This window comes from Hoylesella buccalis ATCC 35310 (assembly GCF_000177075.1).
Lineage (GTDB): Bacteria > Bacteroidota > Bacteroidia > Bacteroidales > Bacteroidaceae > Prevotella > Prevotella buccalis.
The window spans coordinates 1-15,077 of record NZ_ADEG01000116.1; the positions used below are offsets into that span (position 1 = coordinate 1).

Annotated in this window: 11 protein-coding genes; 5 read left to right on the plus strand and 6 right to left on the minus strand. The window is 46.5% G+C overall.

Going from position 1 to position 15,077, the window contains the following annotated elements; all coding sequences use genetic code 11:
• From HMPREF0650_RS12240 to pyrG, 4 genes are all read right to left on the minus strand, one after another.
• On the minus strand, positions 1–674 hold a 674-nt coding region (locus HMPREF0650_RS12240; RefSeq protein ID WP_004351190.1), incomplete at its 3' end, for an MFS transporter.
• Between the two features lie 65 nt (positions 675–739).
• Positions 740–2,908, minus strand: coding sequence for a dipeptidyl-peptidase Dpp5 (dpp5, locus tag HMPREF0650_RS12245; protein ID WP_004351191.1), 2,169 nt, complete (start codon positions 2,906–2,908; stop codon positions 740–742).
• A 5-nt stretch (positions 2,909–2,913) separates the two neighbouring features.
• Positions 2,914–4,809, minus strand: a complete 1,896-nt coding sequence (yidC, locus tag HMPREF0650_RS12250) for a membrane protein insertase YidC (protein ID WP_004351192.1) — start codon at positions 4,807–4,809, stop codon at positions 2,914–2,916.
• Positions 4,810–4,816: 7 nt separating this feature from the next.
• On the minus strand, positions 4,817–6,424 hold the full coding sequence (gene pyrG, locus HMPREF0650_RS12255) for a CTP synthase (RefSeq protein ID WP_004351193.1): 1,608 nt from the start codon (positions 6,422–6,424) through the stop codon (positions 4,817–4,819).
• A 127-nt stretch (positions 6,425–6,551) separates the two neighbouring features.
• Between pyrG and HMPREF0650_RS12260 the strand changes: the two genes are divergently transcribed.
• Positions 6,552–7,859: a DUF3078 domain-containing protein gene (locus tag HMPREF0650_RS12260; RefSeq protein WP_081454894.1), complete on the plus strand. Its 1,308-nt coding sequence runs from the start codon at positions 6,552–6,554 to the stop codon at positions 7,857–7,859.
• 97 nt (positions 7,860–7,956) lie between these two features.
• Here the strand turns inward: HMPREF0650_RS12260 and HMPREF0650_RS12265 are convergent, their stop codons facing one another.
• Together HMPREF0650_RS12265 and HMPREF0650_RS12270 are read right to left on the minus strand one after the other, a co-directional pair.
• The gene (locus HMPREF0650_RS12265) at positions 7,957–9,189 is read right to left on the minus strand and encodes a clostripain-related cysteine peptidase (RefSeq protein WP_004351195.1); all 1,233 of its coding nucleotides are present in this window, start codon (positions 9,187–9,189) and stop codon (positions 7,957–7,959) included.
• Positions 9,189–11,828 carry a valine--tRNA ligase gene (locus tag HMPREF0650_RS12270; RefSeq protein ID WP_004351196.1) on the minus strand — a complete coding sequence of 880 codons (2,640 nt, stop codon included), beginning with the start codon at positions 11,826–11,828 and terminating at the stop codon, positions 9,189–9,191. The genes HMPREF0650_RS12265 and HMPREF0650_RS12270 overlap by 1 nt, the downstream gene beginning before the upstream one ends.
• A 101-nt stretch (positions 11,829–11,929) precedes the next feature.
• On the opposite strand from HMPREF0650_RS12270, the gene mazG reads away from it, so the two are divergent.
• The 4 genes from mazG (at position 11,930) to HMPREF0650_RS12290 (ending at position 14,895) form a co-directional block, all read left to right on the plus strand.
• Entirely contained in the window at positions 11,930–12,781 is an 852-nt protein-coding gene (gene mazG, locus HMPREF0650_RS12275) for a nucleoside triphosphate pyrophosphohydrolase (protein WP_040563436.1), read from the plus strand.
• A 220-nt stretch (positions 12,782–13,001) separates the two neighbouring features.
• A complete protein-coding gene (locus HMPREF0650_RS12280; RefSeq protein WP_004351200.1) occupies positions 13,002–13,565 on the plus strand; it encodes a lipocalin-like domain-containing protein in 564 nt (187 codons plus the stop codon).
• Positions 13,566–13,574: 9 nt separating this feature from the next.
• Positions 13,575–14,492 carry a ribonuclease Z gene (locus HMPREF0650_RS12285; protein ID WP_004351201.1) on the plus strand — a complete coding sequence of 306 codons (918 nt, stop codon included), beginning with the start codon at positions 13,575–13,577 and terminating at the stop codon, positions 14,490–14,492.
• 94 nt (positions 14,493–14,586) lie between these two features.
• Positions 14,587–14,895, plus strand: coding sequence for a T9SS type A sorting domain-containing protein (locus HMPREF0650_RS12290; protein WP_040563438.1), 309 nt, complete (start codon positions 14,587–14,589; stop codon positions 14,893–14,895).
• The last annotated feature ends 182 nt before the right edge of the window (positions 14,896–15,077 follow it).

A 15,077-nucleotide genomic window follows, 5' to 3' on the forward strand; every position in this document is an offset into this window, starting at 1 on the left:
AAACCAATAATCAGTAAAAGAAGCTCGTAAGCGACTGGCCGTGAAACGTCTATTGGATGGATAGAGGCGATGGCTGGCGATGCAATAACTACCACGGCGACACCTACACGGGCAATAGCCATTTCGATTCCCATGGCCAACGCCATTTCTTTACCCTTAAACCACTTTACAATACCACGCGAAACCGTAATGCCAGCCATTTCGGCACCACAACCAAAAATCATGAATCCGATGGCAGATAGCTTGGCTGAGGCTGGCATACCATCATAAAATGGTGTAACATTCCAGGCCGAGAGCGGCAGGTTCAAATTGTTGTCAAACCATACTTTCAGACTGCTTGCTTCGAAACCTTCTGTCAGGGCGTAATAGTTGATGGAAGCACCAACCACCATGACGGCACCTGAAAGGATGGCTGTGAAACGCACACCCATCTTATCCAGGATGATACCTGCGAAAATGAGGAAGAATACAAATACGTTCAAGAATGGTTCAGAGCCCGCAAAACGGCCGTAGGCAATAGGATCCCAACCGTGTTGTGTTTGTAAAAATTCTTGTAAAGGCGACAGAATGTCAACGAAGATGTAGGCAAAGAACATTGCCGATGCCAGTAATACCAGGGCAGTCCAGCGCCATGCTGGAGAGTCACTCAGTTTCTTTTGAAATGTTTCAACCATTATCGTGAGTTTTTAAGTTATTGAGTTTTAAAGTTTTTTTTAGTTGACGAGTTGGCACAAGGGCATTATTTCTTCAGCCAGCGGTCTAACCAGTTGAAGAAAGTGCGTTGCCAAAGAATGCCATTTTGTGGTTTCAGCACCCAGTGGTTCTCATCGGGGAAGATGAGTAGTTCGGCTGGAATGCCACGCAAACGGGCAGCATTGAAGGCTCCCATGCCCTGATTGGCGTTGATACGATAATCCTTTTCACCATGAATGCAGAGAATAGGCGTGTCCCATTTGTCAACAAACTGATGAGGACTGTTCTGGTATGTGCGCTTTGCATTGGCTGTTTGGTCTTTGTTCCAGTAGGCATCTTCGTATTCCCAGTTGGAGAACCAGGCCTCTTCGGTGTCAGTATACATGCTCTCGAGGTTGAATGCGCCGTCGTGAGAGATGAAACATTTGAATCGTTTGTCATGATGACCGGCAAGATAATAAACCGAGAATCCACCGAAAGAGGCACCAACAGCTCCCAATCGGTCTTTATCAACGTAGGGAAGATTGTTAGCTGCGTCGTCGATGGCCGATAGATAATCGTTCATGCATTGTCCTGTCCAATCGCCAGAAATCTCTTCGTTCCATGCCGAACCGAAGCCCGGAAGACCACGACGGTTGGGTGCAACAACGATATAGCCGTGTGCTGCCATGATTTGTAAGTTCCATCTATAGCTCCAGAACTGACTGACTGGGCTTTGCGGACCACCTTCACAGAACAGCAGAGTAGGGTATTTCTTGTTGGCATCGAAGTGTGGAGGAAGAACGATCCAGCTGAGCATATCTTTGCCATCTGTTGTCTTTGTCCAACGCTCTTCAACTTTTCCAATGGCCAATTGATCAAAGATATGCTTGTTTTCATCTGTTATTTGTGTCACTTGTGAACGCTTCTCCTTCTTTGACGGAGTGAGAACAAACAAATCATCTGGATGTGACATCGAGTGGCGCGTTACGAGTAGCTGTCCCTTACGGCCCAACAGCTGCAAGCTACCGTAGTCGTATTGTCCGTCAGTGAGTTGTTTGATTTGGCCTTTCAGGTTGGTTTGATAGACATGTGTCTTGCCATGCCATACGCCAATGAAGTAGAATGTGTTGTTGTCATTGCCCCAGCAATATGCGTCAACATTGCTGTCAAACTGCTCGGTGACATAGTTTTTCGTTCCATTTGCAAGGGTATAAACGCACAATCGGTTGCGGTCGCTCTCATAACCATTGTGCGCCATGCTCTGCCAAGCAATGTATTTGCCATCGGAAGAGAATTGAGGATTGGTGTCGTAACCTACATTCATGTCGCCTGGTTGATGATTCACCGCTTGATTCTTCATCGATTTCGTGGCATCGATGGCAGGTTCTTTGTAGCCAGATGGCTTGCAAAGGTTTTTGGTTTTGCGTGTAGCAACATCATATAAGTAGATGTCTGTATCGGTGGAAATGGCGTATTGCACGCCTTCTTTCTTACGGCAAGTGTAGGCTATGGACTTAGAATCAGGACTCCAAGCAAGCTGTTCGGTCCCTCCGAAAGGAGCGGTTGGGCACTCGAAAGGCTCGCCTTGTAAAACGTCTACGCCTTCATTGATGCTTGAACCGTCGTAGTCTGCCACGAAAGGGTGTGCAATTGTTTCAACATAGTGGTCCCAATGGCGGTAGTTCATGTCTGTAGCAAGTCGCCCTGTAGCCAGTGGTAGGTCAGCTGGATTGGCTTGGATGGTGCCGTGATAGGGAAGTGACTTGATGAGGATGACTTTTCTTTCGTCTGGTGAAAACTTGAATCCCTCAATGTCCACGCTGCTGTTTGTGAGTTGTTTTCGGTCACTGCCATCGGCATTCATTGACCAAAGCTGGCCTCCTGTGATGAAAGCGATGCGTCGTCCCTGCTCAATCCATGCGCCGTCTGTCTCGCTTTGCTGTCCTGTTGTGAGCTGACGTTTGTTCTTTCCGTCTGCATCCATGACGAATAGCATCTGCTGACTTTTGTTTTGTTTCACACTGTAGTAGCCTACTTGGTAGACAACTTGTTTGCCATCTGGTGAAGCTGTGGCGCCACCAATGCGTCCCATGGCCCATAAGGCTTCTGGTGTCATGAGGTCACTGCCCACTTTGAATGTTGCGTTTTGATCTTTCACGGTGTTCTGTGCATTTGCAAAACTGCCGCCAAACAAGAGGGCGACAGTTGCTAAAAGGAGTGTTGTTTTTTTCATCCTTATTATAATTTACGTTTTTTTCTTTCGAGTTCTTCTCTTTTGCGTTGCATGGCTTGCTGTTGTTCCTGCATGGCTTGCAAGCGAGCCGCCATACCACTTAGCTTCTTCGGGTTCGCTTTGTTCTCTTCATATCTTGCTTCGAGAATCTTAAGCAGCTTCTCATCGTTGGTCGTCTTACGCAAAGTCCACATGATGGCTGCACTGAAGAACAGTGAAACAAAGTAATAGAAGTTAAGACCTGATGAATAGTCGTTGAACATGAAGAAGAACATTACTGGCATGAGATACATCATCCATTGCATCATCTTCATTTGTTCGGCTTGCTGTCCCACCATCTGATCGCGCTGTTGGCGCATGGTCATCCAGCTATAGAGCACGTTGGCCACACAGAAAAGAATACAGGTCAATGACAGGTGGTCACCAATGAGCCAAATGTTTCTGTTCCATTCAATCACTGGATCGTAGGTACTCAAGTCGTTAATCCAAAGGAAACTTTCTCCACGTAGTTGAATAGCGTTTGGCACAAAGTTGAACATGGCAATCCAGATAGGCATCTGAATGAGCATCGGCAGACAGCCCGAAAGTGGACTCACGCCATACTTGGAATATTCTGCCATCATGGCTTGTTGCTTCTGCATCTGGTCTTCAGGCTTGTTGTATTGTGCCGTGGCAGCCTCGAGTTTTGGTTTTAAGACACGCATCTTGGCCGAACTCATGTAGCTCTTCTTAACCATTGGGAAGGTAATGACCTTTAATAATAAGGTGATTAAGATGAGTACTACGCCCATGGGGAACCATTTAGATAGCCAATCGAATACATAGATGGTGAACCAACGGTTGATAATGCGGAACAATGGCCAACCAAGATATACCAATCTCTGCAATTCGAGGTCTTTATTGAAAGTACTCTGTTGCTCAACTCGGTTGAGTAAACGGAAATCATTTGGCCCGAAATAGAATTCAAATTCAGATGGTGTTTGCCCAGTTGGGTCAAAGAATGTCTTCAATTTCGCTTCATACTCTTTCAAGAAGCCACTGCCTTTCTGCTGAGGAATGCTGGTCAACAAGGCACCAGTATTAAAGTCGTGCTTGGCAATCATCACAGCTGAGAAGAACTGGTTCTTAAAAGCAACCCAGTCAATCTTCTTATCGATTTGCTCATCTACTTTCTCTGAAGTCTCGCTTAGCTTATCTGTGCCGCCATCTTCCTCATGATAAGTAAGGGTTGAATAGCGATTCTCAAACGTAAAACCTTTCTCCTGCTGTCTGCATTTGTCTTTCCAGTTCACGTTCATGACTTTCGTATCTGGCGCAAAAAGACCGTTCATTCCATTCACTTGCATGGACATGTGCAGAAGATAGTTTGGTCCTAATTTATAAGTCAGTACCATAGACTTTCCCTGACCCGCATTGGCGGTGAGCGTAACGGTTGAGTCTGTCTGTGCCGAAGGTTGGAAGAACAGGTCTTGAGTAGCGATGTTCGTGTCTTTGGTGGATAGGGTGAAGTTCAACTGATGAACCTTTTCATCCAGCAACGTTACATCTTTATTTCCTTCTCTGTCTTCGAATCCCTTAATCACAGCTTTGGTCACCGTTCCCCCTTTGGTGTTCAAAGTGAGTTGCAGTTTCTCGTTTTGCAAAACGATATCCTGTGCTTCACCCTGTAAGGCTTTATGGAAAAGAGCTGTGGTGTCAGCTTCTTGCTTGGCTTTCAGTTCAGCCAAATGTTTGAGTTCCGCGTTCTTTTTGTTGGTTTCTGCCTTTTGCTTCATGACCGCAGCAATGGAGTCTTGGCGCATCATTTCTGCCTTTTGTTCGGAAGAGGGTTGCGACCACCAGCTGAACCCAATCAGCAGCAGACCCATCAGCACGAGTCCGGTAATAGTATTTTTATCCATTTCTTGATTATTTCTTCTGATTTTGAATAGCTGTCTTGATGAAATCGACGAACAAAGGGTGTGGTTTGAGCACCGTACTCTGATACTCTGGGTGGAACTGTGTACCGATGTACCACTTCAAACCAGGTATTTCTACCACTTCAACGAGGTTACTTTCAGGATTCTTTCCTACGCACATCATGCCCGCCTTCTCGAATTCTTTGATGAAAGCGGTGTTGAACTCGAAACGGTGACGGTGACGTTCTTGTATGAATTCCTGTCGATAGATGTTGAACACGCGTGAATCTTGTTTCAGTTGACATTCGTAAGCACCCAGACGCATCGTACCTCCCATGTTGGTGATGTTCTTCTGTTCCTCCATGATGTCAATGACATTATGCTCTGTCTTTTCATCCATCTCTCTACTGTTGGCATCATCATAGCCCAGAACATTGCGTGCAAATTCTATCACCATCATCTGCATACCCAGACAAATGCCAAAGGTAGGGATGTCGTGTGTGCGTGTATAATGAGCCGCAACCAGCTTACCTTCTATGCCTCGCTGCCCGAATCCAGGACAAATAACAATGCCGTCTTGCCCTTTCAACATTTCTGCAACGTTGTCTTCAGTGACCTTTTCTGAGTTGATGAACGTCAATACAGTCTTGTGGTCGTTATAGGTGCCAGCCTGTGAAAGGCTCTCGCGAATACTCTTATAAGCGTCTTGAAGGTCGTATTTGCCAACCAAGCCAATGTGAACCTCTTCCTTCGCTCTGTTTCTTCGCTCCAAGAAACTCTTCCATGGACCAAGGGTTGGAGTTTCTTTTACTTCCAATCCCATCTTTTTAAGAATGGCTACATCCAGCCCCTGGTTCTGCATGTTCACCGGAACTTCGTAGATACTTGGTAAATCTTCACTCTGAATCACACAGTCAAAATCCACATTGCAGAACGAAGCCACCTTGTGTAAAACATCATCTTTCAAGTGCTTCTCGGTGCGCAACACCAGTACGTCGGGTTGTATACCAATACTTTGCAGTTCTTTCACGCTGTGCTGTGTCGGTTTAGTCTTTAATTCTCCCGCAGCTTTCAAGTAAGGAACGTATGTGAGGTGTACGCTCAAAGCGTTCTTACCCAGTTCCCATTTTAATTGACGGATAGCTTCCAGGAAAGGTGTTGACTCGATATCGCCCACTGTACCGCCAATCTCTGTGATGACAAAGTCATAGTGATACTTCTGTCCCAACAGCTTCACGTTTCGTTTGATTTCGTCTGTGATGTGCGGAACCACTTGAATGGTCTTACCTAAGTAGTCTCCTCGGCGTTCTTTGTCAATCACCGCCTTGTAGATGCGACCGGTTGTCAGCGAGTTAGCCTTGGTGGTTTGTATGCCAGTAAAGCGCTCGTAGTGGCCTAAATCCAAATCTGTTTCCATTCCATCGGTCGTCACATAGCACTCTCCATGTTCGTAAGGGTTGAGTGTACCGGGGTCGATGTTGATGTAAGGATCAAATTTTTGAATGGTAATGTTGTAACCTCTTGCTTGTAAAAGCTTACCGATAGAAGATGAAATGATACCTTTACCAAGTGATGAGACTACACCACCCGTAACGAATATATACTTTGTTTCAGCCACGATATGATATTTTATTTGTTAAATGTCACAAAAATACAAGTTGCAAAGTTAGCATAAAATTGCGAAACAAACAAGCAACTGTCATTTTTTATTATTACCTTTGCAACCATACAAAACAATTCATAAAATGAAATTTAAAAGCACAGCGTTATTGTTCTTGTCCGCTCTTGCCATGAATGCTTATGGGGAGAGTTTACGTGGTGTTATACACCATCCTGTGGATACCGTTGCTCCTATCGTAAAAACGTATACAGATTCACTGAAAAACTATAAGATGCAGCTTGATTCGCTGCAGAAGGTTAATGCGTCATTGAACAGTTTGCTCAATGACAAGAATGGCAAATACTCGAGATTGTTTTTGCCCATGACGTTTTACCATAACATCAGCCACAATCAGTTCCGGCTGTCCGAAGACCCCGTAACCAATTCTATGTTCAACGAAACGTTGGAGAGAGCTTTGCTCCGCGTTTATTTGAAGCGTCCTGATCTCGTTCGGAACACGCAGACACGTCTCGATGCGCAAGGCCTGGTCTCAACAAGTCAAGATGCAACCATCAAGACGAAGACCGCCATCGTAGAGAAAGTGGCACCCACACCCACCGAAGCTTTACCTGTTCCAGTAGACGTAGTCATCAAAAAACCTAATTTCTGGAAATTCTCCGGTGATGGCTATCTTCAATTCCTGCAAAACTATGTATCAGGCAACTGGTACAAGGCCGGCGAGAGCAACTATTCGATGCTGGGTACCGTGACGCTGAATGCCAATTACAACAACAAACAGAAAGTGAAATGGGACAATAAGCTGGAGATGAAATTAGGTTTCCAAACCTCCAAGAGTGATACTTTGCATGCGCTTAAAACTCATACTGACGATATCAGATATACGAGCAGTTTTGGTCTGCAAGCCTCCAAGAGATGGTACTATTCCTTGCAACTTATTGCCAACACTCAGTTCATGCGTGGCTATCGTAACAACGACGAGCGCGTGTACTCCGATTTCCTCTCTCCGTTGAACGTTGAATTATCCCTGGGTATGCGATACAACGTCGACTGGTTCAAGGGCAAGCTCAAGGGAAATGTCAACATAGCTCCGTTTGCCTACCATTATCGTTATGTGGGACGTGAAGATTTGGTAACAAGATTTGGTATCGAAAAAGGTAAACATTATGTAGACGACTATGGTTCGAGTTTGAACATTGATCTCACCTGGAAGTTCTCTGATATGGTTCGATGGAAGACGCGTTTGTACGGTTATACCTCCTACAAACGTACCGAAATGGAGTGGGAGAATACGCTCACGGTACAGTTTACCAAGTACCTCTCCACCAACCTGTACGTATATCCGCGGTTTGACGACAGTCGTAAGCGCGACGATCATCATGGCTACTTCATGTACAAGGAATACCTGTCTGTTGGACTTTCCTATTCTTTCTAATTCGAAAGAATTCTCCACGCACGGGTTAGCGCTTTTCTGTTGATTGCAGAACTTTCGCAAAAGCGAAACTGTTCTTGAGAAGACGTAAGGCGATAACCTAATGTGTTGCTTTCCACCAGCCTGTTTGCTGCAATCCTCGCGATGGTGCAACATGCAGGGTTGGGTCGGAAATGGTGATTCCGCTGAAGTTTTTAATCTTGATAAACTTGGGTTTTTCGTAAGGATAGATATACGAATAGATTGAATCCGTCACGCTCTTGCTGCGTACAACCTTGGCCAATTGGGCTTTGAACGTTGCTTTCATTCTTTCGTCTTGGCACAGCTTGTCCACGTAGTCGCCCAAATCAAAGAAGATGTTTGGTTTGAAACCATCCAGTACTTGGATGCTGTCTCGTTGTCTGTCGTCTAAGGTATAGGCGGCATTGATGTCTCGCATGATGTTGGCCAGACCATCTACTTCACGACAATCAATCACGGCAATGGCTCCAGAGGCCACCCGATAGTTTGAATAAAACTCATGAAACTTGTTTACTGCCGTGGCATAGTTGGGTACTGGTGTGGCCAAACTGCCCCACATGGAAGCGTAAGGCATGCCGATAGCAATGACTTCTGAGGTCGACCCAATTAAGAAATTACATACGTCTTTCAGCATGTAAGCCGTTTCGATGTTGGCCATGTAACAGTCGTCAAACAAGATATACTGCATTTTAGTACCCGTCAGGGCAATGCCCTCAGCCAGCACTTCGATGTCTGTCGCATAGTTTTCCAGGTCGTTCACGCTGCCAAAAAAGCGTGTCCGTTCCCATTGGGTCACGCGTTGCCGCGTCATGAAGTTGTATTTCTTCGCTTGGTATGGGTAGTCCTTCCAGTTGGTCTTGTAAGTCCAACCCGTTCCATGACACCCGATAATCATGGCATAGTTCAAGGCTTCAGCAGCCGACTTGGTGTCGTTGATGATTTCTGCGATACCGCTTGCTGTTGTGTATGCATTCCCCGAATAGGTCTTGATGGGTTGGTGTACAAATTCCTTGTTCTCATATTTCACCTCGTACAATTCCGATTCAGTGGCCGATTTACTGAGGAAAACAACTAGTCGTGAGCCTTTCAGCCCTTTCTTGGCTTTTATTCCCGACTCAATGCTGTCCAGGTTTTCCTTGAAAAAGTTATACAGCCCGCTGACTTTCGAATCGCCTGACCAAGGCATGTAAACCAGTATGGTCTGCTTATTAAAGTCGTCAACGTTTACAGGCTCATCCTCGTTGCACGAAGAGAGTATCATCGTGCAAGCCAGAATCACCCACCAAAACAATCGTTTCCTGCTATTCATCATCATACTTTATTCTTCAACTCTGCTATTGATTGGCGCAACGAGGCTATTTTCTCCTCCGAGTCGCTCTGTTTCTTACGCTCCAAAGCCACGACAGCTTCTGGTGCATTGGCCACGAACTTCTCGTTAGCGAGCTTTTTCTTGATACCAGCCAAGAATCCTTCAAGATGTTTGAGCTGATCTTCCTGCTTCTTCAGTTCGGCCGCTACGTCAATTAAGTTGCCCACCGGCACGGCAAATTCATCGGTACCCACCATGAACAAGGCTGCGTCTGCCGGCTTTTCTCCCGTCACCTCAATGCCTTTCAGGTTGGCCATCTTGGTGATGATGTCGTTATAGACCGCATGGTTGTTGTTGGAGATGGCGATGAGCTGCAGTTCGTCCTTAGGTGAAATGTTCTTTTGGTTGCGTACGGTGCGCACGCCACTCACGATTTGTTTTACTTTTTCGATGTCTTCTGTCAGCGTCCTGTCAGCGTCCGTAGGCTCTGCGATTTGCAACTTCTCGCGCATAATCGATGCTCCTTCAGCGCGTGTGTACAGGTGTTGCCACAGTTCTTCGGTGATGAATGGCATGAAGGGATGCAGCATCTTGAGCAGTACATCAAAGTATTTCAAGGTAGCCTCGTAGGTTGTGCGGTCAATGGGGGTGCCGTAGGCCGGCTTGACCATTTCCAGATACCAACTGGAAAACTCGTCCCAGAACAGGCGATACACCACCATGAGGGCTTCAGAGATACGATATTTAGCAAACAGGTCGTTCACTTCTTCGTTTGTGGTGCGCAGTTTTGCCTCGAACCAGGCCGTTGCCAGTTTGCAGGCATTGGGCTGTTCGCCGTCAACCACTTCCCATCCTTTTACCAATCTAAAGGCATTCCAAATCTTATTGTTGAAATTGCGACCTTGCTCGCACAGGCTTTCATCGAAGAGAATGTCGTTACCAGCCGGCGCACTGAGCATCATACCCATGCGCACACCGTCGGCTCCGTATTGGTCTATCAGCGAGATGGGGTCGGGAGAGTTGCCGAGGCTCTTGCTCATCTTACGCCCCAGTTTGTCACGAACAATGCCCGTGAAGTACACATGCTTGAAAGGCATCTGCCCCTTGTACTCGTATCCGGCCATGATCATGCGTGCCACCCAGAAGAAGATGATGTCGGGACCGGTAATCAGGTCAGCCGTGGGGTAGTAGTAGTTTATCTCCTCATTGTCGGGATGGTTGATGCCATCAAAGAGTGAGATAGGCCACAGCCATGAGGAGAACCAGGTGTCCAGACAGTCGCTGTCTTGCTCCAACTGCTCCATGGTCACCGCATTGTCCTTCTTTCGGGCCTGCTCCAGCGCTTCTTCCGCACTCTTGGCCACCACAACCTCTTGCTTGCCGTTTACCGTGAAGTAGTAGGCTGGTATGCGGTGTCCCCACCATAGCTGACGGCTGATACACCAATCCTTGATGTTCTCCAGCCAGTGGCGGTAGGTGTTCTTATACTTTGATGGGTAAAATTGTATGTCATCGTCCATCACTGGCTGCAAGGCCAGATCGGCAAAGTGCTGCATTTTGAGGAACCACTGTGTGGACAGCTTCGGCTCAATGGGCACGTTCGTGCGCTCAGAATAGCCCACCTTGTTATCATAGTCTTCCACCTTTTCCATCAATCCCGCTTTCTCCAGGTCTTTGGCAATTTGCTTGCGCACCTCCATGCGATCCATGCCCACATACAGCCCGGCCGCCTCCGAGAGGGTACCGTTGTCGTTGAAGATGTCAATGGTTTGCAGTCCGTGTTTCAAACCCAAGGCGTGGTCGTTGATATCGTGCGCTGGCGTCACCTTGAGGCAGCCCGTTCCGAACTCGATATCCACATAGTCGTCTTCTATCACTGGAATCTCCCTGCCTACGAGTGGCACGATGACGTGCTTACCCCTCAGCCATTGGTTTTTGGGGTCGTTGGGATTGATGCACATGGCCGTGTCGCCCATGATGGTTTCTGGACGCGTGGTCGCCACGACGGCATACTTGCCGGGTTCTTCCACAACGTTGTAGCGCAGGTAATACAGTTTGGAATGTTCGTCCTTGTAAATCACCTCCTCGTCACTGAGGGCCGTCTGAGCCTGTGGATCCCAGTTCACCATGCGCACGCCGCGGTAGATGAGCCCCTTGTTGTACAGGTCACAGAACACCTTGATGACGCTCTCCGAACGCTTCTCGTCCATGGTGAACGCCGTGCGATCCCAGTCGCAAGAAGCGCCCAGTCGACGCAATTGCTTCAGGATGATGCCGCCGTGTTCGTGCGTCCAGTCCCAGGCATGCTTCAAAAACTCGTCTCTTGAAAGGTCAGTCTTGTTGATGCCCTGTTCTTTGAGGCGTGCCACCACTTTGGCTTCCGTGGCAATCGACGCATGGTCTGTACCCGGTACCCAGCAGGCATTCTTGCCTTCCATGCGGGCGCGGCGCACCAAGATATCTTGAATGGTATTGTTGAGCATGTGCCCCATGTGCAAAACGCCAGTGACATTGGGTGGAGGTATGACAACCGTATAAGGTTCGCGTCCGTCAGGTTTTGAACTGAAAAGTTTGTGATTCAGCCAATACTCATACCATTTTGATTCCACTTCTTTGGGATCATACTTACTTGCTAATTCCATTTGATGTATTTCTGCTTAAATAATAAATTCGTATAAATCGTTGCAAAATTACGAAAATTCAATTGAAAATGATTACTTTTGCCGTAATAAAATACACCTATATGCACACGAAAGAAGAAAAGCTGGCGGCTTTTAGTCGTTTGCTCGATGTCCAAGAGCGATTGCGAAAAGAGTGTCCTTGGGACAGAAAGCAGACCAATGAGAGCCTCAGACCCAATACGATAGAAGAGGTTTACGAACTTTGTGACGCGCTTTTGAACGACGATAAGAAAAACATTTGCAAGGAGTTGGGCGATGTCATGGAACATGTGCTGTTCTATTCCATCTTAGGGGAGGAGACGCATGACTTCGATTTGGCGGATGTATGCAACAAGCAGGCCGACAAGCTGATGTTTCGTCATCCGTTCATCGACTGGACAGGATGGGAGGGTGATCCCAAACAGGGAAAAACGGCCGAAGAAGACGCACCGACCGACAACCCTAAAACGGAGCAACAGGTGGAACAAACCTGGGAACAGATCAAGCAAAAAGAGAAAGATGGAAACAAAACAGTGCTCTCGGGTGTGCCCGATTCGCTGCCATCACTTATCAAGGCTTACCGCATTCAGGACAAAGCCCGCAACGTTGGGTTCGACTGGAAACAGCGAGAAGACGTATGGGATAAGGTGCGTGAGGAGTTGAATGAGTTGGAGGTGGAATTGAATCAGCATAGTCAAGAGAAGGCAACGAGTGAACTCGGTGATTTTCTCTTCTCCGTCATCAACGCCGCACGCCTGTATCATCTGAATCCAGAGAACGCTTTGGAAATGACTAACCAGAAGTTTATTCGTCGTTTCAACTATGTCGAGCAGCAAACGTTGAAGAAAGGCAAACAGTTGACTGACATAAGCTTGGAAGAAATGGATAAACTATGGGTGGAAGCAAAGATGATGGAAAGGAATGCAACCCATTAGACTAAAAATAACGTATGTAAAACGACTGCAAATGAAAGTCATTGACTTTGCACTCCAAAGTCATTGAGTTTGGGCTTTAAAGTCATTGAGTTTGGGCTTCAAAGTCATTGAGTTTAGTGCCCAATAGCATAGGAATTGCAAAGTCGAATAAAACACTTCTTTGTTAATTCGTTCAACAGGTTGGAAATCAAAGAAATAGAATATATTAAAATAGATTATCATGAAAAAGAGTATGAAAGGCTTAGTGGTTGTTGCTTTGACCACGTTTTTAGTGATGGGATGTGTGGACCGTAAGCCCAAGCAAGTTGCAGATAAAGACGCTGCCTCAGTGGAAGAAACCAATAACGATTCTACTGTATATGGCGTATGCGGGGATGGTACGGCGATGCACACGCTGCAGATTATATCAGATGCCGGCGATACGCTGATGTATATGTTAAACTCCGATGGCGACGTTATCTCTGATGTTCAGGGAGGTTTGATGGTTGGCGACCGACTGGCTATCGTGGGCATTCAGGTAAACGGTGAAAGAGTGGCGCAGAAAGTCATCAATCTCACCACGCTCTTAGGCAAGTGGTCGAGTCTGGATAAGAACTTTGAGATACAAGAGGGTGGAGGCGTGCAGTCGTTCGTCAAGGCAGAAAGCAATCCATGGACAACTTGGAAGATTCTCAACGGTAAATTGTTGCTGAATAAAGACACCTTCAGCGTGAACACCTTGGGCGCCGACAGCCTCTATCTGGAGAACAATGAAGGCATCTTTGCCTACAGAAGACAACAATAATCAGAGGCATTGGAACCCTTTAGAATACATATTTTAGGTTGTGGCAGCGCGTTGCCCACGCTCAAACACAATGCCTCTTCGCAAGTGGTCGACATACGCGGGAAACTTTTCATGGTCGACTGTGGCGAAGGTACGCAAGTGCAGTTGCGCCGTTCCAGGGTGAGTTTCACCCGAGTTCAAGCGGTGTTTATCAGTCACCTGCACGGCGATCATTGTCTGGGACTGATTGGCATGATTTCCACTTTCGGCATGTTGGGTCGTACGGCTACGCTGCATGTCTATGCGCCATGCGAGTTTGAGCGGATGCTTCAGATGCAAATGGACATGTTTTGCAAGGGCCTTGAGTTTGAAGTGGTCTTCCATGCTGTTGACACCACCCAGCATCAGGTGATTTATGAGGATAAAAGTTTGACGGTAGCATCCATTCCTTTGGAGCATCGAGTGCCCTGTTGTGGGTTCCTGTTTAGGGAAAAACCGCTCTTGCCACATATCCGTCGGGATATGATTGATTGCTATCAAATCCCTATTTCGCAAATCAACAACATCAAGAATGGTGCCGATTGGACCACGGAAGAGGGCGAATTGGTGAAAAACAGTCGACTGACCTATCCAGCTGCGGCACCGCGTAGCTATGCTTATTGCAGTGACACGCGGTACATCCCAACGCTCCACCAGCTGGTAAAGGGCGTTGATGTGTTGTACCATGAGTCGACTTACGATTCGGAACATGAGGCCCGCGCCAAGCTATATTATCACAGTACGGCCGCACAGGCTGCCCAGGTGGCTCTTGATGCGGGAGTGGGAAAATTGCTGTTGGGGCATTATAGCGCGCGGTATGATGATGAGAGCGTGATTCTGCGAGAAGCGCAGAAAATATTCCCAAACAGCTTTTTGACAGCCGAAGAAATGATTTTCGATGTTAAATAGAGTTAAATGCACAATAATATTTAAGGCTCATCCTTGAAGATTGCGTATAAATAACTATCTTTGCCTTGAAGTGAACACAAATGGTAGACATAATATGGTTAAAAAGATACTTTCTATAACATTCGCTGCAGCATTGTTCATGGCGTATCCTTTGTCGGTGCAAGCTGGTCAGTCAATGGAAATCATCGAGAATGATATTCAGAGTGTTTCCATTTCTGTCTCAGGCTCTGTTTTGCATATCAGTGGTGCTAATGGACAAGTATTGCAAGTATATAATGTAACGGGAGTTTGCTTAATGAGTGTCAAGGTTGATAGTCAGGATAAGCGATACGAACTCAATGTACCCAAGGGTTGTTACATTGTCAAGGTAGGTAAAACGGTTAGAAAGATTTCTATCAGATAGTTAGACTTTGAAAGTCTTCTTCAAATTTTCACTTCTCTTTCTTCTTATCTTCCAGTTGTGTTCATGCAAGAAGAAGGAGTTGAATCCGAATCAAGCACTTCAATTAGAGGCGTTTTCCAATTTGAGAACGTCATCTTATACCATTCATCCTGGTAAAATACGTCAGCATCTTGATCGGTTGA

Bases quoted from the DNA above. Each gene is read 5' to 3' on its own strand.
- dpp5 (WP_004351191.1), bottom strand. From the start codon at position 2,908: ATGAAAAAAACAACACTCCTTTTAGCAACTGTCGCCCTCTTGTTTGGC.
- yidC (WP_004351192.1), bottom strand. From the start codon at position 4,809: ATGGATAAAAATACTATTACCGGACTCGTGCTGATGGGTCTGCTGCTG.
- HMPREF0650_RS12260 (WP_081454894.1), top strand. From the start codon at position 6,552: ATGAAATTTAAAAGCACAGCGTTATTGTTCTTGTCCGCTCTTGCCATG.
- HMPREF0650_RS12265 (WP_004351195.1), bottom strand. From the start codon at position 9,189: ATGATGAATAGCAGGAAACGATTGTTTTGGTGGGTGATTCTGGCTTGC.
- HMPREF0650_RS12270 (WP_004351196.1), bottom strand. From the start codon at position 11,828: ATGGAATTAGCAAGTAAGTATGATCCCAAAGAAGTGGAATCAAAATGG.
- mazG (WP_040563436.1), top strand. From the start codon at position 11,930: ATGCACACGAAAGAAGAAAAGCTGGCGGCTTTTAGTCGTTTGCTCGAT.
- HMPREF0650_RS12280 (WP_004351200.1), top strand. From the start codon at position 13,002: ATGAAAAAGAGTATGAAAGGCTTAGTGGTTGTTGCTTTGACCACGTTT.
- HMPREF0650_RS12290 (WP_040563438.1), top strand. From the start codon at position 14,587: ATGGTTAAAAAGATACTTTCTATAACATTCGCTGCAGCATTGTTCATG.